The sequence below is a fragment of the Rhodopseudomonas sp. P1 genome, from assembly GCF_039642825.1.
GTDB lineage: Bacteria > Pseudomonadota > Alphaproteobacteria > Rhizobiales > Xanthobacteraceae > Rhodopseudomonas > Rhodopseudomonas palustris_H.
Genome location: NZ_CP088006.1, coordinates 4,962,941 through 4,982,255, shown reverse-complemented (window position 1 = coordinate 4,982,255; position 19,315 = coordinate 4,962,941). Strand labels below are relative to the sequence as shown.

Annotated in this window: 18 protein-coding genes, 2 tRNA genes and 1 pseudogene; 14 read left to right on the top strand and 7 right to left on the bottom strand. The window is 63.2% G+C overall.

From position 1 onward, the window contains the following. Positions 1 to 23: 23 nt before the first annotated feature. Both LRC39_RS23050 and LRC39_RS23045 read right to left on the bottom strand, forming a co-directional pair. Complete coding sequence (locus LRC39_RS23050; protein ID WP_346295759.1) at positions 24 to 413, bottom strand: hypothetical protein; 390 nt, start codon at positions 411 to 413, stop codon at positions 24 to 26. 375 nt (positions 414 to 788) lie between these two features. After that, positions 789 to 1,304, bottom strand: coding sequence for a recombinase family protein (locus LRC39_RS23045; protein ID WP_346295758.1), 516 nt, complete (start codon positions 1,302 to 1,304; stop codon positions 789 to 791). On the opposite strand from LRC39_RS23045, the pseudogene LRC39_RS23040 reads away from it, so the two are divergent. Continuing rightward, positions 1,293 to 1,872: pseudogene (locus LRC39_RS23040) on the top strand (recombinase family protein); the annotation flags it as partial. The gene LRC39_RS23045 and the pseudogene LRC39_RS23040 sit on opposite strands and share 12 nt — an antisense overlap. A 117-nt stretch (positions 1,873 to 1,989) precedes the next feature. Beyond that, positions 1,990 to 5,724 (top strand): hypothetical protein, encoded by a 3,735-nt coding sequence (locus LRC39_RS23035; RefSeq protein WP_346295757.1) that lies wholly within the window; start codon positions 1,990 to 1,992, stop codon positions 5,722 to 5,724. A gap of 210 nt (positions 5,725 to 5,934) precedes the next feature. Here LRC39_RS23035 and LRC39_RS23030 read toward each other — a convergent pair. Together LRC39_RS23030 and LRC39_RS23025 are read right to left on the bottom strand one after the other, a co-directional pair. Further along, positions 5,935 to 6,009 (bottom strand) — tRNA-Thr (locus LRC39_RS23030). A gap of 184 nt (positions 6,010 to 6,193) precedes the next feature. Further along, on the bottom strand, positions 6,194 to 6,640 hold the full coding sequence (locus LRC39_RS23025) for a nuclear transport factor 2 family protein (protein WP_346295756.1): 447 nt from the start codon (positions 6,638 to 6,640) through the stop codon (positions 6,194 to 6,196). 74 nt (positions 6,641 to 6,714) lie between these two features. Here LRC39_RS23025 and LRC39_RS23020 point away from each other — a divergent pair, with 74 nt between their 5' ends. Together LRC39_RS23020 and LRC39_RS23015 are read left to right on the top strand one after the other, a co-directional pair. Then, positions 6,715 to 6,924, top strand: a complete 210-nt coding sequence (locus tag LRC39_RS23020) for a hypothetical protein (protein ID WP_107346092.1) — start codon at positions 6,715 to 6,717, stop codon at positions 6,922 to 6,924. Positions 6,925 to 6,956: 32 nt separating this feature from the next. Further along, positions 6,957 to 8,648 (top strand): FAD-dependent oxidoreductase, encoded by a 1,692-nt coding sequence (locus LRC39_RS23015; RefSeq protein ID WP_346295755.1) that lies wholly within the window; start codon positions 6,957 to 6,959, stop codon positions 8,646 to 8,648. Between the two features lie 66 nt (positions 8,649 to 8,714). Here the strand turns inward: LRC39_RS23015 and LRC39_RS23010 are convergent, their stop codons facing one another. After that, positions 8,715 to 9,002 carry a hypothetical protein gene (locus LRC39_RS23010; RefSeq protein WP_263989801.1) on the bottom strand — a complete coding sequence of 96 codons (288 nt, stop codon included), beginning with the start codon at positions 9,000 to 9,002 and terminating at the stop codon, positions 8,715 to 8,717. Positions 9,003 to 9,240: 238 nt separating this feature from the next. Between LRC39_RS23010 and LRC39_RS23005 the strand changes: the two genes are divergently transcribed. The 10 genes from LRC39_RS23005 (at position 9,241) to LRC39_RS22960 (ending at position 16,724) form a co-directional block, all read left to right on the top strand. Continuing rightward, positions 9,241 to 9,531: a DUF3551 domain-containing protein gene (locus LRC39_RS23005; RefSeq protein ID WP_107346744.1), complete on the top strand. Its 291-nt coding sequence runs from the start codon at positions 9,241 to 9,243 to the stop codon at positions 9,529 to 9,531. A 149-nt stretch (positions 9,532 to 9,680) separates the two neighbouring features. Next, complete coding sequence (gene murA, locus LRC39_RS23000; RefSeq protein WP_346295754.1) at positions 9,681 to 10,970, top strand: UDP-N-acetylglucosamine 1-carboxyvinyltransferase; 1,290 nt, start codon at positions 9,681 to 9,683, stop codon at positions 10,968 to 10,970. 19 nt (positions 10,971 to 10,989) lie between these two features. After that, positions 10,990 to 11,445: a DUF2948 family protein gene (locus tag LRC39_RS22995; RefSeq protein ID WP_107357032.1), complete on the top strand. Its 456-nt coding sequence runs from the start codon at positions 10,990 to 10,992 to the stop codon at positions 11,443 to 11,445. Between the two features lie 125 nt (positions 11,446 to 11,570). Then, positions 11,571 to 12,866, top strand: a complete 1,296-nt coding sequence (hisD, locus tag LRC39_RS22990; RefSeq protein ID WP_107357031.1) for a histidinol dehydrogenase — start codon at positions 11,571 to 11,573, stop codon at positions 12,864 to 12,866. After that, the gene (locus LRC39_RS22985) at positions 12,863 to 13,354 is read left to right on the top strand and encodes a UPF0262 family protein (RefSeq protein WP_107357030.1); all 492 of its coding nucleotides are present in this window, start codon (positions 12,863 to 12,865) and stop codon (positions 13,352 to 13,354) included. The genes hisD and LRC39_RS22985 overlap by 4 nt, the downstream gene beginning before the upstream one ends. 58 nt (positions 13,355 to 13,412) lie before the next feature. Beyond that, positions 13,413 to 13,880 (top strand): low molecular weight phosphatase family protein, encoded by a 468-nt coding sequence (locus LRC39_RS22980; protein ID WP_107357630.1) that lies wholly within the window; start codon positions 13,413 to 13,415, stop codon positions 13,878 to 13,880. Positions 13,881 to 14,463: 583 nt separating this feature from the next. Then, positions 14,464 to 15,621, top strand: coding sequence for an AAA family ATPase (locus tag LRC39_RS22975; protein ID WP_346295753.1), 1,158 nt, complete (start codon positions 14,464 to 14,466; stop codon positions 15,619 to 15,621). 96 nt (positions 15,622 to 15,717) lie between these two features. Next, positions 15,718 to 16,341, top strand: coding sequence for a Maf-like protein (locus LRC39_RS22970; RefSeq protein WP_012497704.1), 624 nt, complete (start codon positions 15,718 to 15,720; stop codon positions 16,339 to 16,341). Continuing rightward, the gene (gene yacG, locus LRC39_RS22965) at positions 16,331 to 16,513 is read left to right on the top strand and encodes a DNA gyrase inhibitor YacG (RefSeq protein WP_142883586.1); all 183 of its coding nucleotides are present in this window, start codon (positions 16,331 to 16,333) and stop codon (positions 16,511 to 16,513) included. The genes LRC39_RS22970 and yacG overlap by 11 nt, the downstream gene beginning before the upstream one ends. A gap of 135 nt (positions 16,514 to 16,648) precedes the next feature. After that, positions 16,649 to 16,724: transfer RNA gene (locus LRC39_RS22960), tRNA-Phe, on the top strand. A 749-nt stretch (positions 16,725 to 17,473) separates the two neighbouring features. Here the strand turns inward: LRC39_RS22960 and LRC39_RS22955 are convergent. Together LRC39_RS22955 and LRC39_RS22950 are read right to left on the bottom strand one after the other, a co-directional pair. Then, entirely contained in the window at positions 17,474 to 18,244 is a 771-nt protein-coding gene (locus tag LRC39_RS22955; protein ID WP_346295752.1) for a hypothetical protein, read from the bottom strand. Next, the gene (locus LRC39_RS22950; RefSeq protein ID WP_346295751.1) at positions 18,244 to 19,296 is read right to left on the bottom strand and encodes a ComEC/Rec2 family competence protein; all 1,053 of its coding nucleotides are present in this window, start codon (positions 19,294 to 19,296) and stop codon (positions 18,244 to 18,246) included. The genes LRC39_RS22955 and LRC39_RS22950 overlap by 1 nt, the downstream gene beginning before the upstream one ends. Positions 19,297 to 19,315 lie beyond the last annotated feature (19 nt).

The window sequence follows — 19,315 nt, the reverse complement described above, 5'->3', positions numbered from 1 at the left end:
GCTCGATCTGGCGACCTCTCGGGCTACTTCGCGCCGTCGGCGGCCGCGTGTTCGGGAAAACGCGTCGCCAGCACCGTCTTGAGGAATTGGTAGTGGCCCATGCTGGTCTCCAGTTCGCGCAGCCGACGTTCGCCATTGGCGATTTCGGTGCTGTACTGGTTCTGCAGTGCGGTGTCCTCGGGGGCGCGGTCGATATATTCGTCGGTCTCGGTGCCGACGGTGATCGCCGCCCGCGCCAGCACGTCGTGGAGCCGCTCGCTCAGTCCGGCATGTTCGGCCTGCGCCGCCAGCAGCGCCGTTTCGATCGCGGAAACGATCGAACCGACCCGCGCCGCATCGGTCTCCGCGTCCCGCGCCGCGTTGCGGGCCCGAAACTGGTTGGCGGTTTTGGCGCGTGAAAACAGCTGAAACATCTCGGCAATCCCCCAGCCGCAAAGCCTTATGAAATTCTACTCACGGGCGAATTTCAATCGGAATACGCATCGGCATGCTCTCCTCGCAGTGTCCTGCCATCGCGAACGCCGATGCAAGCCCGCGAAACCGAGCGCGCCAAGTGTTCAAGATGTTTGGGGAGGGACCGAGCCTGAGACGGCTGTCTACAAATCGCTGGTGCTGCCGGACAGGATTGAACTTTGGCAGGAAGCGCTTTTTTAACTGAAATCGTTGATGTTTTTCAGCTGGCCAGTGCGATGTGTGTATCAGTCTCGGGCGCAGTTGTCACACTCCCATATCGGGCAATCGCCGAGGCGGGCGGCTGCGATCGAAAAACACTGATCGGCCGATGAGCGTCAACCTGCCTCCAATGCCCGATAGACCGACGCCCGGCCGATGTTCAGCGCCCTCGCGATGGCTGACGGCCCCATGCCCTCGGCCTTCAGCGCCTTGATCTTCGCCGGATCGATGCCCGGCTTGCGGCCCTTGTAGACGCCTCGGGCCTTGGCATCGGCGATCCCCTCCAGTTGGCGTTCCTTCCGCAAGTTCGTCTCGAACTCGGCGAACACGCCCAGAATGTCGAAGAACGCCTTGCCCGCTGCGGTGCTGGTGTCGATCGGTTGCTCAGTGGCCTTGAGGCTCGCGCCCTTAGCCCTTACGGTGCGGGCGATGTCTTGCAGGTCGCCGATGCTGCGGGCCAAGCGCTCGATCCGCGTCACCATGAGCACATCGCCGTCGCGAAGAAAGTCCAACACGGTCTGTGGCTCAGCCCGGCCGGTGGTCGTGGTGCCGGACCTCTTCTCCGATCGGATCAGGTCGCACCCCGCAGCGCGAAGCGCCGCTTCCTGTAGTGCGAGGTTCTGGTCGACCACGTTGTTGCCGATCAGGGCGTCTCCGGCGTCAGCACAATGCTGAAGGACCGGCCTCAGGGGCACCGGCTATTCGACCTTCTTCGCCGTGGCGATATGTTGCTCGTCCGCTGGGTGGATCGTCTAGGCCGCAACTACGCGGACGTCTGCGACACCATTCGGGAATTTATGCGAACGGGCGTCATCGTACGTACGGTCATCAACAATCTGACCTTTGATGGCGCAACGAAGGACCCGATGGATCAAGCCGTTCGGGACGCATTGATTGCGTTCATGGCCGCCACTGCCCAGGCTCAGGCTGAAGCAACGAAAGAGGCTCAGCGCGCCGGTATCGATGCGGCAAAGGTGAAGGAGGGGCGCTACCGCGGGCGAAAACCAAGCTTCTCGCGGGAACAGCTTGCCACCGTGCTGGAAATGGTCGCGCAAGGGGGGGCCATCAGCGGTGTCACGAAGTACCGGCCTGAGCAGGCAGGCGATCTACAGGATAAAGCGAGAGCCGGCCGAGGCAGAAAGGATGCTCGCAAACTGGGGAGCGACAAACGATGGCGAGCGATCATCATTTTTGAGATAATTGTTCCGCTGCCGTGTTCGGATGATTCTCGTTTCTGGAGATGATCGATCAAGCAAAGAACTTCCATCAGAGTTGTCGCACCATTCAGCAAAAATTCTTTCGAAGGCGTGAGCATTGATGAAATGGATAACCGCCAGCCAGCTTGAGCAATGGGCAAGAACCCTTCTAGCTCGCACAGAGCTGCCGCAGATTGTCTCTGATCTTATTCGGGCGTCGGTCCCGGACATCGCTTCGATCCGGTTTCCGAGCGGAGACAAGGGACAAGTTCGCGGGTTCGATGGTCATCTCGTAAGTTCGGTAGACGCCCTGAACGTGCCCTTGGGGGAAACATTCTGGGAATTCGGTACGAATGTCGATTACCAAAGTAAAGCAATAGGTGATTTCGCCAAGCGCACCGCTGAAACTCCTGAGGACGTACAGAGAAACAGCACATACGTTTTTGTCTCCCCACGAACGTGGGATAGCTCGAACAAAGACAATAAAATTGAGGACTTTGTGAATGCCCGAAAGAAGGAGTCTCATTGGAAAGACGTCCGCTACATAGACGGCATGCAGCTCGAAACCTGGCTTCAAGCAAACCCTGCCGTCTCTGCTTGGCATGCGAGAAACACTATAAAGACGGTTCCGGTTAATGGGGTGCTCAGCACAGAAGAGTATTGGGTCGATTTTGCGGGAAGATTCAGTCCGCCGATTACAGAAGACGTTCTACTTTGCGAGCGCGAAAAAGAAGCCGGTCGCCTGATTGAGGAGCTTTCAAAGTCGGAAAACGCGGTAGTAGTTGCGGCCGACTCTCCCGATGAAGCTCTGGCGTTTGCCGTTGCGGCTATTAGAAAATCTGCTCTTGACCAGCGTTTGTTTTTGGAGGCGAGAACCGTAGTCGTAGACTCAAGCGCGGCCGGCCGTCAGCTGCCACGGAGGGGGCAATTGGTTCTCCTCTTGAGGCAAGATGCGGCAAAATCGCCGTCGCAATTCTCGGCGATGGGTACCACGCTCGTCCCACTTGGAAGGCATCAGCGAGCCGTCGGTGCTTTCAATCTAACGAGGCCAACTGCGCATGCCATGGGCATGGCGATGCGCTCGATGGGGCTAGATGACAACATTGCCCTCACCTATGCGAGATATAGTGGCCGCAGCTTGACGGCGCTCGCTCGTCTGATTCCAGGGGGGTCGTACGATCCTCCGGCTTGGACCCAAAAAGGAACCCAGCTGTTGCCCGCGATCCTCGCGGGTGCTTGGGATTCCAGCAACCCCCGGGACAGGGACTTCGTGACACGCCTGGCCGGAATTGATTGCTCCCAGCTTGAAGCGGAAGTCAGGACTTACTTAGCCGATGCGGACCCACCTTTCGATCTGGAAGGATCAGTGTGGAAAGTACGTGCTCCTATGGACGCGTTCATTCACGTGGGCCGGTTGCTCGGGGCGGAACAAGCCGAGCGACTGCGCGCTGTGATGGTGGAAGTCTTTTCCGAAGTGGAGCCTGAGCCCGATCCAAATGCATTGTTCTCGCTGTCCAGGAAGGATTCTTCCCTCTGCAGTGCATGGCTTAGAGAGGGGCTAGCCACCACCTTGTTGTTACTTGCAGCTTGGGGCGAGATTGCTCGGGTTAATCTTGGGACAGAGAACGGACAAGCGTTCGCAAATCGAACTTTACAAGAGCTGCGGGGGCTGAACTCGGACCCTCGGTTGCTCGCGGCGCTTCGAGATGAGTTGCCTCTTTTGGCAGAGGCTGCGCCATCCCCTTTGTTGTTGGCCCTCGAGCACATGCTCGGGGGTGATGGATCAGCCATCAAGCCGATCTTTATAGAGCGCCAAGGCTTTCTGTCTCCGACGTCAATGCATACAGGTGTGCTCTGGGCTTTGGAAACTATGGCTTGGGACCCTGAGTATTTTAGGCGGTCTGTCCTAATTCTTGCTCGCCTCGCCCGTCTTGATCCTGGAGGGTATATCTCAAATCGCCCGATGAACAGCTTGGTAGAGATTTTCATCCCGTGGGCTCCCAACACCAACGCCTCTGGAAGCCAGCGCATCGCTGTCATTGATGAAGTCGTTGCAACATATCCGGAGGTAGGTTGGGAGCTACTGCTGAAGCTCTTGCCGACAGAGCTTGGGGTGTCGAGTCCCACAGCGAAGCCAAGACTAAGAGAAGCTGGTGCTGCTGAAAGAAAGCCAATTACAAATCGAGACTATTGGTCGTTTCAAGCGTCCCTGTGCGAGCGAGCGGTTGAACTGGCTTCGAATGACCCATCGCGTTGGGAGCGACTAATTCGGGGCATGTCGTCGTTCCCGCCCGAGCCGCGTGGGAAGGCTCTAAAAGCTCTGGACGTCTTGTTCAGCAATTTAGCTGACGTGGAGCGGAAGGGGCTCTGGTCTCGAGTCCGAGATGAGGTGTTGCGACATGAGCGCTTCCGAGGTGCCGGGTGGGCTCTGCCAGAAAAGGAACTCGCCCCGTTTAAGGCCTTGGTTGAAAAATATGCTCCTTCCGATCAAGTCGTCACGCTCGCGCAGCTCTTTAGCGATACGGGGCTCATTGACGATGTAGATCAGAAAATCCAGAACGCTCAGCGAATAGAGGCTTTGCTCAATCTGATTTCAGCGGAGGGAGTGTCCGCAGTCCTGCGCTTAGCGAAGGAAGTGCGTCATACGTACGTAGTTTTGGAGACACTCAGCAGATGCAATTTGGGCGAGGAAAGGCTCGGTGAGCTACTGGCGCTTAGCTTTGCTGATGATCCCGTCGGTAGTCTCACGGTTGGCTTGTCGGGGCTTTACAGAGGAATCATAGGGCTCCAGCGAGCGTTGATCTGGCTGGAGTCGTTGCGTGACGAGAGCCAAGTGAGCCCGGAGACGATCGCCGCTCTGTTGGCAGCGTGGCCTGATGATCGTGAGACTTGGCGAGCGGGAGCTAGCCTTGGCCGCGACGTCGAAGCTGCATACTGGCGCCTCTTGCCTCCACGCTATTTGAAGGGGCTTCGGTCCGAGTTGCTGCGGTCAACGCTGATGCGCCTAAGGTATCGACGTCCGATAGAAGCACTCCAATCATGCCTTGACCGCCTGGCAGAGATACCAACTCGACTTCTGCTCCGGTTGCTGGACGACATTGTCCTCGAGTTGAAGTCGAGACCGGACCGCGCCGATACCATGACAACCTATTACGTAACCAAGGCGTTGGAGGCATTGGACCGACGCGAGGATGCTTCAGAGAGTGACGTCGCGACTAGAGAATACAAGCTTTTTCCCTTGCTTGAGTACGAGGACCGAAGACTTCGTCTTTACGATGCGATGGCCCGAGATCCGGCCGTGTTTCACCAGATTTTGCGCAACGTATTTCGAGCAGATGACGACCAAAGAGACGAAGCCTCCGACGTGGAAAAAGCGAACGCCCAAGTGAGCTACCGGTTGCTTTCCGGCTTCAAACGATTGCCCGGCCACGATGCCAAAGGAGTGAGCCGCGAGATTCTGACGAACTGGATCGACGAGTTTAGGCGGATCGGCACTGAAACAAAGCGGGCCGAGATAACCGACTCTTATGTCGGCAAGGTTCTTGCTCATGCGCCACCGGCTGACAGCGGGGTGTGGCCGCATGAGGCAGTTCGAGATCAGATAGAGAGGCTCTCATCACCCAAAATAGAACGCGCTCTGACAATCGAGCGATACAATATGAGAGGCGCTCACTTTCGTGGCGTCTACGATGGCGGTGAACAAGAGCGAGCGTTGGCAAAAGCGGCCTTTGACGCCGCCAAGGCGTGTGAGCCTTGGCCACGAACGGCAGACCTGCTGCGTTCGATTGGGCGAAACTGGGAGATTGAGGCGGAGGGTGCCGACCTTGAGGCTGCTCAGCGCAAGTTGAGGAGCTGATGCATTCTCACCGGGAGCAGAATAGATGCAACAGGTTGATCGTTCTGCTTCCGACAATCTTTAAGAAGCGCAGAACATATCTCGAACAGCTTGGGTCAGCGGCACGGATGGGCACGCAGTTTCAGGCTTTGTCCTGCCAATTTATGCGCAATCGAGATTCTTGCAAGCCAGTGCGACTGTCGGCAAGTTATTGATCTGATTGAGATTTAATGGTGCTGCCGGACAGGATTGAACTGTCGACCTCTCCCTTACCAAGGGAGTGCTCTACCACTGAGCTACGGCAGCATCGACCGGGCGGGGAATCAGCCAGTGGGCTCCCGCGCGGCGCGGCCGTTCCTTGCCACAGGGCATCCGCCGGCGCAAGCGGATCGCGCCGGATGCCGGGGAAAAACCGGCCATAAGGTTCGCGAATTGGTTTCATCACGTCGGCCGGGCGCCGGCAGGCGGATTCGGGTGGGGCCGACCAGGGTCAGCGGACCGGATCGCCACGCTTGAGCTGCATCAGCTGAGGCCCGATGCGGCGGCCGATTTCCTCGCCGAGGGCGGACAGCGCCCGCAACGGGCGGATCAGGACCTCGAATTCGGCGATTTCGCCGTCGTCGTTGAAGTGCATCAGGTCGATGCCCTTGAGATCCCAGCTGTCGATCGCGGCGCTGAATTCCAGCGCGACCTCCTGTGAACCGCCAACGTAGGTGCGATGGTAGCGAAATCCTTGAAAAATGCTGGAGACCGTGCACAAAACCAGCAGGCAGGCGGCGCGGCCAACGATCGGCGAGCGCACCACCGGGGAATGCAGCACGACCGTTTCGGCGAGCAGCGGCCGCATCCGATCGCAGTCCCGGCTGACGAACACGTCGTGCCAAACCGCCAGCGTCCGCTGCGCAGCCGGGGCGATCCCCGAAACCTCGATTGTCATCGTTGTCTCACTCGCGGCAACATGCCGAAGCCATTATGTCGAACAATGGAACCGAGGGTTCAGCAGTATTCACCATGGCCGATATGCAGAATTCGCCCCCGCGAGGCTCTGGTCGCGAGCAGCGGCTGGCCGAGGCGCTGCGCGCCAATCTGAAACGCCGCAAGGCGCAGGCCCGCGGCCGCGCCGAGCCGGAGCCCGCACGCCCTGTCGCGATCGTGCAAGACACGCCGGATACCGGCGGTCATGATACCGCCAGCCAGCGCGGTGATGCTGGCGGCGACTGACAACCGGCGCGACCAAGCGAAGAGGCACAGGCATGGCGGATTCGAGTTCTGGGAACGACCGGCCGGATGCCTCTCAAGTCAGGCCGGTCGATCGCCATGATCAGACCTTTCCGGAGCTGACGCCGGCCGAGATCGATCGCATCCGGCGGTTCGGTGAGGTGCGGCGCTATGCCGATGGCGCGCGGCTGTTCGAGACTGGCCAGCCCGGTCCGGGGATGTTCGTGGTGCTGTCCGGCCATGTCGCGGTCAGCCAGCGCGACGGCCTCGGCTACATCACCCCGGTGGCCGAGCAGGGGCCCGGGCAGTTCCTGGCCGAAATCGGCCAGTTGTCCGGCCGCGTCGCGCTGGTCGACGGCATCGCCGAGGGTGAGGTCGAATGCCTGCTGATCCCGCCGGACCGGCTGCGCGGTCTTCTCGTCGCCGAGGCCGATCTCGGCGAGCGGATCATGCGGGCGCTGATCCTGCGCCGGGTTAATCTGATCCAGGGCGGCGTCGGCGGCCCGGTGCTGATCGGCTCGGCCAATGCGTCGGACGCGGTGCGGCTGATGGGCTTCCTCACCCGCAATGGCTGGCCGCATCATCTGCTCGATCCTGCGACCGATCACGACGCCGCCGAACTGGTGGCGCGCTATTCGCCAGCGCCGCGCGATCTGCCGCTGGTGGTGACCCCGGACGGCACGGTGCTGCGCAACCCCAGCGAGTCCGAGCTGGCGCGGGCGATGGGAATGAACGGCCACATCGATCGCTCCAAGTTGTACGATGTCGCGATCGTCGGCTCCGGGCCGGCAGGGTTGTCGACCGCGGTGTACGCCGCCTCCGAAGGACTGACGGTCGCGGTGTGCGATCAGCGCGCGTTCGGCGGCCAGGCCGGCGCCAGCGCGCGGATCGAAAACTATCTTGGTTTCCCGACCGGCATTTCCGGCATGGCGCTCACCGCGCGCGCCTACAATCAGGCGCAGAAATTCGGCGCCGACATCATGATCCCGACTGAGGTGAAGTCGCTGGTGTGCGGCTGCAACGACGGCACCTTCAAGCTGGCGCTCGACGACGGCGGCGAGCTGCGCGCCCGCGCCATCGTGGTCGCCAGCGGTGCACGCTATCGCCGGCCGCAGATCGAGCGGCTGCCCGAGTTCGAAGGTCGCGGCGTGTACTACTGGGCTTCGCCGATCGAGGCGCGGCTGTGCAAGCAGCAGGACGTGATCCTGGTCGGCGGCGGCAATTCGGCCGGGCAGGCGGCGGTCTTTTTATCGGGCCACGCGGCGCGCGTGCACATGGTGGTTCGCGGCGGCGGGCTTGCCGCCAGCATGTCGCGCTATCTGATCGAGCGGATCGAATCGACGCCGAACATCGAGCTGGTGTTCAACACCGAGGTGGTGGCACTCGATGGTTCGCCCGAGACCGGCCTGAGGCAGGCGACACTGCGCAGCCGGCTCTCCGGCGAGGACCGCACCATGGCGGTCAGCAATCTGTTTCTGTTCGTCGGTGCCGATCCGGCGACCGGCTGGCTCGACGGCTGCGGCGTGACGCTGGATCGCGCCGGCTTCGTCGTCACCGGCGGGCCCTCGGCGGATGAAGGCCAGCGGCCGGCGCAGGCGCTGGAGACCTCGGTGCCCGGCGTGTTCGCAGTCGGAGACGTCCGGTCTGGCTCAGTCAAGCGGGTGGGCGGCGCGATCGGCGAGGGCGCCCAGGTGGTCGCCGCCCTGCACAGCTATCTGGCCGGTTGATCCCCACCAACGAAAAGAGCCCCGGCCGAAGCCAGGGCTCTGAAGTAATCCGATCCGCCTGAGCGGTTAGCGGCCGGCGTTGCCGCTGATCGTGCCGTTGTTGTTGCCGCGCGGGCCGGTGTCGCCCTGGGTCGAGGACGGGGTGGGATGATTGGCGCCGTTGATGCCCTTGCCGCCCATGCCGGTGGTGGTGCTGGGGGCCATGGTGCCGGTGTGCGGGGCGCCGTTGCCGACGTTCTGCGAGCCCATCGCGTTGCCGCGGGAATCGGTCTGGCTCTGCGCAGCCGCGGCCATCGTGGTCGCCAGCAGCGCGGCAGCGGCAACACCAGTCAATCGAGTCAGTCGGGATGTCATAGAACCTCCATCGGGTGAATGGTGCGATCGCACCGACTGGCTCACCAACCGCGGCTTGGCGCCGTCGTTCCGGCGTGCGCGACGGAATGCGGTCACATCGGCAAAACTCGTGGTATCAAAACGTGATGCGGGCGGCGGCCGAAGCTTGCGCTGCTATCACGGTGCTGCGAACCATTCGCTGGGCAGGAACGACCAAGCCGAAGCTCGGTTGGTGCGGCAGATCACGGAGGATCAAGGAATGCTATCGAAATTGAAGAGTGGCGCGACGCCGCGCACAGCCGCCCTCGCGTTTGCCGCCGTCCTGGCCGGTGCCGGTCTGTTCTCGGCAGCAACCCCGGCTGAAGCGCGCGACTATCCCTATTGCCTGACCTCGCCCGGCTACGGCTACCCGGGCGATTGCAATTACGCCTCCTATGGGCAGTGCCGGGCCGCTGCCTCGGGCCGGCTGGCCGATTGCATCGTCAACCCGCGGGCGGCGTTCCGCGAGCCGCGCCACCGCGACTACCGGACCTACGGCCAGCGCTGGTAAGGCGGATTTCGCCCGCTCTCGACAACGACGGCAGGCCAGCCTGGGCCTGCCGCGACCGCCCCCGCCCTTGAAATCGCCTCAAATTCCACGCTTTTGCCACGGGCGGCGCTCCTGCCGTATAATTCCACAGCAAATCAGCGGGAATCGGCATGGATCGGATCAAGATCATCGGCGGCAACGAGCTGCGGGGCACTATCCCGATTTCGGGGGCCAAGAACGCGGCGCTGCCCTTGATGATCGCGGCCCTGCTCACCGACGAGACGCTGATTCTCGACAATGTGCCGCGCCTCGCCGACGTCGCGCTGCTGCAGCGGATCCTCGGCAACCACGGCGTCGACATCATGTCCGCCGGCAAGCGGCCGGGTGACCATGAATATCAGGGGCAGACCCTGCACATCTCCGCCAAGACCATCGTCGACACCACCGCGCCCTATGAGCTGGTGTCGAAGATGCGCGCCAGCTTCTGGGTGATCGCGCCGCTGGTGGCGCGGATGCATGAAGCCAAAGTGTCGCTGCCGGGCGGCTGCGCCATCGGCACCCGGCCGGTCGACCTGTTGATCATGGCGCTGGAACAGCTCGGCGCCGAGATCACGATCGACGGCGGCTATGTCATCGCCAAGGCGCCGGGCGGCCTCAAAGGCGCGACCATCACGTTCCCCAAGGTCACGGTCAGCGGCACCCATGTGGCGGTGATGGCGGCGGCGCTCGCCAAGGGCACCACCATCATCGACAACGCTGCCTGCGAGCCGGAGATCGTCGACGTCGCCGACTGCCTCAACAAGATGGGCGCCAAGATCGCCGGTGCCGGCACGCCGCGCATCACCATCGAGGGCGTCGCCAAGCTGCACGGCGCCCGCCACACCGTGCTGCCGGACCGGATCGAGACCGGCACCTATGCGATGGCGGTGGCGATGGCCGGCGGCGAGGTCCAGCTTTCCGGTGCCCGCCCCGAGCTGCTGCAGGCGGCGCTCGACGTGCTGAGCCAGGCCGGCGCCACCATCACGGTCAACAACGACGGCATCAAGGTTTCGCGCAACGGCGCCGGCATCAGCCCGGTGACCGTCACCACCGCGCCGTTCCCGGGTTTCCCGACCGATCTGCAGGCCCAGCTGATGGCGCTGATGACCCGCGCCAAGGGCGCCTCGCACATCACCGAGACGATCTTCGAAAACCGCTTCATGCACGTCCAGGAGCTGGCGCGGTTCGGCGCCAAGATCTCGCTCGACGGCGAGACTGCGACCATCGACGGCGTCGAGCGGCTGCGCGGCGCGCCGGTGATGGCGACCGACCTGCGTGCCTCGGTGTCGCTGGTGATCGCGGCGCTCGCCGCCGAAGGCGAGACCATGGTCAACCGCATCTATCATCTCGACCGCGGTTTCGAACGGCTCGAAGAGAAGCTGTCGGCCTGTGGCGCCAACATCGAGCGCATCAGCGGCTGATGCCGCGAAGGGGCCGGCCGTGGGCGATCTCAAGCTGCTTGCCTTCGATCCTGACGATCTTGCGGTGATCTCCGCCCATGTGCAGGACGCCCGGGTCGAGATCGGCGACATCGTCTGGCGCCAGGCCGAAAAGCGCCTGGTGATCGGCCTGCACCGGCTCGACTGGGAGCAAACGCTGTCGGGCGAACCGGTCCCCGGCCGCCTGATCGCGGCGCTGCGGTTCGATCGGGTGCTGGCCTGCAAGTCGCGCGCGATCGACATCAACGCCAAGGACGAGGCGCTCGAATTGATCGGCCTCGAATTCTACGCCGCGCCGGAGCCGCCCGGCGGCAGCGTGGTGATGATGTTTTCCCGTGGCGGCATGCTGCGCCTCGACGTCGAATGCCTCGAATGCGCCCTGACCGATCTCGGTCCGGACGCGCTCGGCGTCGGCGATGGCGAGGCTCCGCCGGAAAACCTCGGTGGACTCGGCTGAGTGCGCTGCAGGGCGCGCTCTGCGGTGTCCGACAAACCCCGCAGGTTATGAGGGTTGACGGCGGTAAGGCGCCGCGCCATTGAGCAGAGGCCGCCCCGCCGCAGCCGCCTGCCGGATCAATCGACATGCCCCTTCGTCTCGATAACGCCAGTCCCGATTTCGCTTCCAAATTCAAAGCCTTCCTGGCGATGAAGCGGGAGGTCGCGGCGGATATCGAGGCCGCCACCCGCGCCATCGTCGACGACGTGGCGCATCGCGGCGACGCTGCCCTGCTCGAGGCGACCGAGAAGTTCGACCGGCTGACGCTGGATGCCGCCGGCATGCGGGTCAGCGAGGATGAAGTCGAAGCCGCCGTGAAGGCGTGCGATTCCGAGACGGTCGACGCGCTGAAGCTGGCGCGCGATCGCATCGAGTTCTTTCATCGCCGGCAGCTGCCGAAGGACGACCGCTTCACCGATCCGCTCGGCGTCGAGCTCGGCTGGCGCTGGAGCCCGATCGAGGCGGTCGGCCTGTACGTGCCCGGCGGCACCGCGGCGTATCCGTCGTCGGTGCTGATGAATGCGATTCCGGCCAAGGTCGCAGGCGTAGAGCGCGTGGTGATGGTGGTGCCGTCGCCCGGCGGCACGCTCAATCCGCTGGTGCTGGCTGCGGCCAAGCTCGGCGGTGCGACCGAGATTTACCGCATCGGCGGCGCCCAGGCGGTGGCTGCGCTGGCCTATGGCACCGCGACGATTCAGCCGGTCGCCAAGATCGTCGGCCCGGGCAATGCCTATGTCGCCGCCGCCAAGCGCCTGGTGTTCGGCCGCGTCGGGATCGACATGATCGCCGGCCCGTCGGAAGTCGTCGTGGTCGCCGACAAGACCGCCAACCCGGATTGGATCGCCGCCGATCTGCTGGCGCAGGCCGAACACGACGCTAATGCGCAATCGATTCTGATTACCGATAGCGCGGTGCTCGCCGCCGACGTCGAGCGCGCGGTCGCGGCGCAGCTCACTACGCTGTCGCGGGTCAAGATCGCGCGGGCCTCGTGGGACGAGTTCGGCGCCATCATCAAGGTCGCCAAGCTCGACGACGCCATCCCGCTCGCCAACGCGATCGCGGCCGAGCATCTCGAAATCATGACCGCCGATCCGGAAGCGTTCGCCGCCAAGGTCCGCAATGCCGGCGCGATCTTCCTCGGCGGCCATACGCCGGAAGCGATCGGCGATTATGTCGGCGGCTCCAACCACGTGCTGCCGACCGCGCGCTCGGCGCGGTTCTCGTCCGGCCTCGGCGTGCTCGACTTCATGAAGCGCACCTCGATCCTGAAGTGCGGCCCCGAACAGCTCGCCGCGCTCGGCCCGGCCGCGATGGCGCTCGGCAAGGCCGAAGGATTGGACGCGCATGCGCGATCGGTGGGACTGCGTCTGAATCAGCGATGAGCACTCCGGAACCAGACGATTCCAACAATCGCATCGTCGCGGTGACGCTCGACGAGGAATCGATCGGGCGCTCGGGACCGGACATCGAGCACGAGCGCGCCATCGCGATCTATGATCTGGTCGAAAAGAACCTGTTCGCGCCCGAGGGCGCGGGCGAGGGACCGTTCACGCTGCACATCGGCATTACCGGCAACCGGCTGATGTTCGACATCCGCCGCGAGGATGGCGCGCCGGTGATCACCCATCTGCTGTCGCTGACGCCGTTCCGCCGCATCGTGAAGGACTACTTCATGATCTGCGACAGCTACTATCAGGCGATCCGCACCGCCACGCCCGACAAGATCGAAGCCATCGACATGGGCCGCCGCGGCATCCACGACGAAGGCTCGCGCACGCTGCAGGAGCGGCTGGCCGGCAAGGTCCGTATCGATTTCGAGACCGCGCGGCGGCTGTTCACGCTGATTTCCGTGCTGCACTGGAAGGGCTGACGATGCGCGGCGCGCGCAGGGCAACCTGGCGTGGGCCGAGCGGCGGCGGACGATGGTGATGACACCGCCGTCGCGGACCGGCCTGCCGCACGCGGTGCTGTTCGCCTGCGGCATGAACAGCGTGCGCTCGCCGATGGCGGAGGCGATGCTGCGCGGCATCGCGCCGCGCACGATGTATGTGCGCTCCGCCGGCGTGAAGACTCACGAACTCGATCCGTTTGCCGTGGCGGTGATGGCCGAGCGCGGTCTCGACATCTCCAAGCACAAGCCGACCACGTTCGAAGAGCTCGACGATTACGAGGGGCTGAACTTCGACCTGATCGTCACGCTGTCGCCGGAAGCGCACCACAAGGCACTGGAGTTGACCCGCGCCCACGCGGTCGACGTCGAATACTGGCCGACCTACGATCCCACCGGCACCGAAGGCAACCGCGAACAAAAGCTCGCCGCCTACCGCGAAGTTGCCGACTCCCTGATGCAACGCATCTACAAACGCTTCGGCCGCCACAGCGGCGGGAACGAGTAGTTGGTCGCTGCGAGGCACAGCGCAACCTCTCCCCGCGCGCGGGGAGAGGTCGGATCGTCGCGCAGCGATGATCCGGGTGAGGGGGCGTTTCGGCGAGGCCGAGACTCAGTGCTTGCGTCTGCCCCTCACCCCAACCCTCTCCCCGCAACAGCGGGGCGAGGGAGCTCGCCGCCGATGGTGCGGGCTCAGTCATCCCGGTCATGTGCATCCATCGCATGCGATGATGCTTCGGTCGCCACGGCAGCGAGAACGAGTAGTTGAGAGCTGGTCATCCGTTTCGGCAAAACGTGACTTGCTTTGCACGCCTTTCGCACGACGCCCTGAGTACTGGCCTCCACATTCGTCATTCCGGGGCGCGCCGCCAGGCGCGAACCCGGAATCCCGAGCTTGTGGAGCACGGCCTCCTGCACATCGAGATTCCGGGTTTGCTCGCTGCGCGAGCGCCCCGGCGTGACGTTCCGCGGGGAAGGGGCGCAAGCATGCAAAGAGAAGCGCGCTCCCTTCGCAGACTGCGGCTCCATGCTTTGGCCGCTCGCCCGGTATCTGCTATCCATCAAGCGTTGGTACACGATCGGAAATCGCAATGATCACGCGTCTCGCTGTCTCGGGTTACCGATCGCTGCGCGATGTTCGGTTGTCGCTCGGGCCACTCAATGTCGTCACCGGGGCCAACGGCACCGGCAAGTCGAGCCTGTATCGCGCGTTGCGGCTGCTCGCCGAGATCGCGCAGGGGCGGGTGATTCAATCGCTGGCCGCCGAGGGCGGCTTGCCGTCGACGCTGTGGGCCGGGCCCGAGACGCTGTCGCGCACGATGAAACGCGGCGTTCATCCGGTGCAGGGCACGACGCGCAGCAACCGTATTGCGCTCAAGCTCGGGTTCGCCGGCCCGGATTACGGCTATGCGATTGATCTTGGCCTGCCGCTGCCGGATGCGACGTCGCATTTCACGCGTGATCCGGAGATCAAGGTCGAGAGCGTGTGGACCGGCGAACTGCTCGGCCGCGCCAACGCGTTTGCCGAACGGCGCGGTCCGTTCGTGCGGGTGCGTGACGATGGCGGCCAGTGGCGCGAGGTGTATCGGTCGCTGAGCCCCGCCGACAGCATGATGACTCACGGCGCCGATCCGCGCGAGGCGCTCGAACTGTTGCTGCTGCGCGATCGGATGCGGGACTGGCGGTTCTACGATCAGCTGCGTACCGATCGCGATGCGCCGGCGCGGCGGCCGCAGATCGGCACCCGCACGCCGGTGCTCGGCGGCGACGGGGCCGATCTGGCGGCCGCGATCCAAACCATCCTGGAGATCGGCGATCACGAGGCGCTCGCGGCCACCATCGACGATGCCTTTCCGCGTGCGCGGCTGGAGGTGTCCGAGGCCGACGGTTATTTCGAACTGGCGATGGCGCAGCACGGCCTGCTGCGTCCCTTGAAAGCCGCAGAATTGTCGGACGGCACGCTGCGCTATTTGCTGCTGGTCGCCGCGCTGCTGTCGCCGCGGCCGCCTGAGCTGATGATCCTCAACGAGCCGGAGGCGAGCCTGCACCCGGATCTGCTGGCGCCGCTCGCCCGGCTGATCGCCGCAGCCGCGACACGCTCGCAGATCGTTGTGGTGTCGCATGCCGACGGGCTGGTATCGGCACTGCGCCGCGAGGCAGACAGCCGCGAGATCGTGCTCGAGAAAGAGCTGAGCGAGACGCTGGTCCGCGATGGTGAGCGTCCATCCTGGAACTGGCCGGCGCGTTGACTGTCCTGCTCTGTGCCCGGCGCCTGTTGTCCCGGCACTCGCCTTCCGATAGGTTCCGCGCTCTCTCCCGCCACCCCGTCGAATCAAAAGTTCCGCATGCTCGGCCGCCCCAAACTCGTTCTCGCCTCCGGCTCGCCGCGACGGCTCGCGCTGCTCAACCAGGCCGGCATCGAGCCCGATGCGCTGCGGCCGGCGGACGTCGACGAAACGCCGATCCGCGGCGAGTTGCCGCGCGCCTGCGCCAACCGGCTGGCCCGCGCCAAGGCCGAAGCGGCGCTGCAGTCGATCCAGCTCGACGACGATCTGCGCGGCTCGTATCTGCTCGCCGCCGATACCGTGGTGGCGGTCGGCCGCCGCATCCTGCCGAAGGCCGAGCTGACCGACGAAGCTTCGCAGTGCCTGCGGCTGCTGTCGGGCCGCAATCACCGCGTCTATACCGCCGTCTGCCTGGTCACGCCCAAGGAGGCGTTCCGGCAGCGCCTGGTCGAGACCCGGGTGCGGTTCAAGCGGCTGTCCGAAGAGGACATCGCCGGCTACGTCGGCTCCGGCGAATGGCGCGGCAAGGCCGGCGGCTATGCGGTGCAGGGCATCGCCGGTTCGTTCGTGGTCAAGCTGGTCGGCTCCTACACCAACGTGGTCGGGCTGCCGCTGTACGAGACGATTTCGCTGCTCGGCGGCGAGGGCTTCCCGATCCGGCATGGCTGGCTCAATGCCGGCTGATCCGGCAAAGCCGCCCGCGCGCGGCGCCAAGCCCTGCCCGGTGTGCGGCAAGCCGGCGACCGCCGAATCGCGCCCGTTCTGCAGCGAGCGCTGCCGCGACGTCGACCTCAATCGCTGGCTGTCGGGCTCCTACGCCATTCCCGGCCGGCCCGCCGACGACGAAGAGGATTGAGCCGGAATTCCGGGCGGCGGCTGTGCGACGATCCGGTGAATTTTTCCCCGGCAAAACACCGTCACGACGGGTGGACAGCGCCGCCGTGTCTGACTATAACCCGGCGCTCCCCCGGTTTCGCACCGGGTGGAAGACGCCCAGGTAGCTCAGTTGGTAGAGCATGCGACTGAAAATCGCAGTGTCGGTGGTTCGATCCCGCCCCTGGGCACCATAGGTATTAAATTTCAAAGGCTTAGCTATCCCAGCGGGGATGAAAAGATATGCGCCTACAAAATTAGGAGCATCGCGACTCTGCAAAGGCGTTATTTTTTGCAAGCGGGCAAAACGCCCCGTTGGTCCTTTGATGACACGCAGTGTTTGACCGAATGCGGCACAATTATCCTCAACTGATTTCAAGCTGGAGATTACGATGGCTCGATCGTCAATAATGCTTAGTGCTCTGGGTGCCATCATCGGCGCTTTGACGGTAGTCGGAACAACGACGGATGCGCCTGCAATGGCTGAAGCGCCTGCCTTCGGCAGGGCCGCAGTGAGGGTCGCACCAAGGGTAATTCCGTTAGTTTCTGGAATGGCAGGCCGCAGGCTATCAAACGAGAGATATCGCACTCCTGCTTATCGTACTCGGACTTATGCCCCCTCCCGATCGCAGTTCTACGCTCCTCCCGCAAGGCATGTAGCACCGACCTACATCATCAGGGGGCGACGTTACTGAACGCCAATAAAGACTAAGAGTGTTTTCCCATGAGAATACGGAGGACGCTCTTAGAACGGGAATTGTGTCCCGCCTTTTTGAAGCAAAGAAGTATTAGTCGCTTGACCCTCACCCCGAGTTGGGATGGGAAAAGAGCGCCGTTATGCTGCTTACGACGCTCGTTCTCGTAAATCGCAAAAAGTAAAACTCGGCGGGACAGGCCGCCGGTCCATACGGGAAACATTGGGATGATACTGGAAGTTAGCCATTCACTTGGCTTTCGTCTTTCTGGGTTTCGATGGCTTGGCCGGTGCTGCTTGCGTTCCGATGAACGTCTCACATGACAAGATCAGCTGCCGCGCGTACTGCCGGGACGCCTCGATCACGCTCTGCTTGCTGACGCTGAATGCCATGAAAAGCGAGTGGACAACGGCGAGTGCGACGACGATCAGGAGCGCGATCGTAGTTTCGTCATCGGTATTGAGTTCGCCTTTTTTATAAAGGAAGTAACCGCACAGCGAAATCAGCGCGGCGTTCGTCAGGAGTGCCGGCCATTTCAGGCCGAGGAGGTTGCGCCGGTAGCCGTATGTGATGTTCTCCGCGAGCAGGACGCCGAACTTCTTCCCTCGTGTATTCTCGCGCAGCCATGCGCCGCCCCGCTCGTAGAAGGCATCGTCTGCCTTGACGTTAGCCTTCTCGGCTTCCTCCGCGGGAATGGGCTGATTGATTTTTGATGCGTAGAACGCGCGGTATCCCTCTTTCGAGGCCGCATCGAGCGTGCCGTCCGAGTAGCGCATCATCGTGACCGACGGCTTGCCGCCCGACTCTGCATAGATCTTCTCCTCGAGCCGTTTGCCGACCCGCCGCGCGATATCGGCCGCGGCGAACACGAGGACCGGGATCGCGAGCGACGCAATGCCGGTCGTGAGACTGAATTTCGCGCGCGAAATCACGATAGCGAGTGCGACGAGGGCCGGAATAGTCGCGAGCAGCGCGGGGTAGTAACGCGCCTTCAGCGCGTATGAATCGAGGCCTTTCATTAATCGTCCTCGACGTCGTAGGAGAAGGGTTCAGGCGTGAGTGCCGTGCCGCGTTTCTGCCAGCCCCAGTACATGCGCATCCAGCCGGTCCGCCCGACATAGACGGGATAGCCGCGGCGGATGAATGCGTTCTTCACCTTTTTGCGCGGATGATCGGGCTTATTCGCGCCGACCATTACATACGCGTGTCCGCGCTCCGGCGTGCCGCCGTTCGGCTCCCCAAGCCATGCATTAAGGACCGCGGGGGTCACGTTACGGCGGCTGCCTTGGTGTGGGATCTGCACGAGATCAGGGCGGACCAGCAGGCCGTGCTGTTGCGCATATCGCGCGGCTTCCGCGAGGGCGTCCGGTCCGGCGTCTGCCGTAAGCAGCGCCCGGTGATTTTCATAGACCGCGAGCTGCACCACGCTCGTTTCGTTCGATGCGGACGTTGCCGGTGGGTTCGGCTCCAGTGTCTCGATATGCAGCGTTTCCTTCACCCGCTCAAGAACGGCCTTCGCCGTCTCGAAGAGTGATTTCGGTGCGGCGTCGCTCCGGTACGGCGGCGGCGTCTTGTCGAGATCTGGGATCAGCTGGATGTAGCGTTCGCGCGAGGGTGCCAGCACGGTGCACGGTCCGATCTGCGCCCCCTGGAAGATCTCCTGCGGCTCCATGCCGCGTGCACGCGCCAGATTCTCTAGCTCGACGAGATATTCGTGCTTACTTCGGACATGCGCGATCCAACCGTCGACCGTCCAGTTCCCGTGAAATTCGTTTATGACCTCGTGTGCGTAGAGCCAGGGCCGGTTCATCCAGAGGGTACCGACTCGGAAATTTTTGAAGACTTCGATCAGCCCGGCGGCATGATCGTTATCGGCATGCGAAACGACCATGTGGTGGATCGTGATATCGCGACCGTAGTGCTCGTGGATGTGCTCGACTACCTTCTCCCCGATGCTGGCATAGCCGCCGTCGGTTAGGTTCAGGTACCAATTGTTTTCAGTGCCGTATTGAACGAGTATCGCGTCACCGTCGCTGTCGCCGACGGGCAGAAATTCAACTGCAAAAGGCATGACCCCCCGCGTCAGAAAG

Excerpts from the sequence above, each read along its gene's own strand:
- yacG (WP_142883586.1), top strand. The coding sequence starts at position 16,331 with ATGCCGGCTGATCCGGCAAAGCCGCCCGCGCGCGGCGCCAAGCCCTGC.
- LRC39_RS22975 (WP_346295753.1), top strand. The coding sequence starts at position 14,464 with ATGATCACGCGTCTCGCTGTCTCGGGTTACCGATCGCTGCGCGATGTT.
- LRC39_RS23020 (WP_107346092.1), top strand. The coding sequence starts at position 6,715 with ATGGCCGATATGCAGAATTCGCCCCCGCGAGGCTCTGGTCGCGAGCAG.
- murA (WP_346295754.1), top strand. The coding sequence starts at position 9,681 with ATGGATCGGATCAAGATCATCGGCGGCAACGAGCTGCGGGGCACTATC.
- LRC39_RS23015 (WP_346295755.1), top strand. The coding sequence starts at position 6,957 with ATGGCGGATTCGAGTTCTGGGAACGACCGGCCGGATGCCTCTCAAGTC.
- LRC39_RS23010 (WP_263989801.1), bottom strand. The coding sequence starts at position 9,002 with ATGACATCCCGACTGACTCGATTGACTGGTGTTGCCGCTGCCGCGCTG.
- LRC39_RS22970 (WP_012497704.1), top strand. The coding sequence starts at position 15,718 with ATGCTCGGCCGCCCCAAACTCGTTCTCGCCTCCGGCTCGCCGCGACGG.
- hisD (WP_107357031.1), top strand. The coding sequence starts at position 11,571 with ATGCCCCTTCGTCTCGATAACGCCAGTCCCGATTTCGCTTCCAAATTC.
- LRC39_RS23035 (WP_346295757.1), top strand. The coding sequence starts at position 1,990 with ATGAAATGGATAACCGCCAGCCAGCTTGAGCAATGGGCAAGAACCCTT.
- LRC39_RS22955 (WP_346295752.1), bottom strand. The coding sequence starts at position 18,244 with ATGAAAGGCCTCGATTCATACGCGCTGAAGGCGCGTTACTACCCCGCG.
- LRC39_RS23050 (WP_346295759.1), bottom strand. The coding sequence starts at position 413 with ATGTTTCAGCTGTTTTCACGCGCCAAAACCGCCAACCAGTTTCGGGCC.
- LRC39_RS22950 (WP_346295751.1), bottom strand. The coding sequence starts at position 19,296 with ATGCCTTTTGCAGTTGAATTTCTGCCCGTCGGCGACAGCGACGGTGAC.
- LRC39_RS22985 (WP_107357030.1), top strand. The coding sequence starts at position 12,863 with ATGAGCACTCCGGAACCAGACGATTCCAACAATCGCATCGTCGCGGTG.
- LRC39_RS23025 (WP_346295756.1), bottom strand. The coding sequence starts at position 6,640 with ATGACAATCGAGGTTTCGGGGATCGCCCCGGCTGCGCAGCGGACGCTG.
- LRC39_RS22980 (WP_107357630.1), top strand. The coding sequence starts at position 13,413 with ATGACACCGCCGTCGCGGACCGGCCTGCCGCACGCGGTGCTGTTCGCC.
- LRC39_RS23005 (WP_107346744.1), top strand. The coding sequence starts at position 9,241 with ATGCTATCGAAATTGAAGAGTGGCGCGACGCCGCGCACAGCCGCCCTC.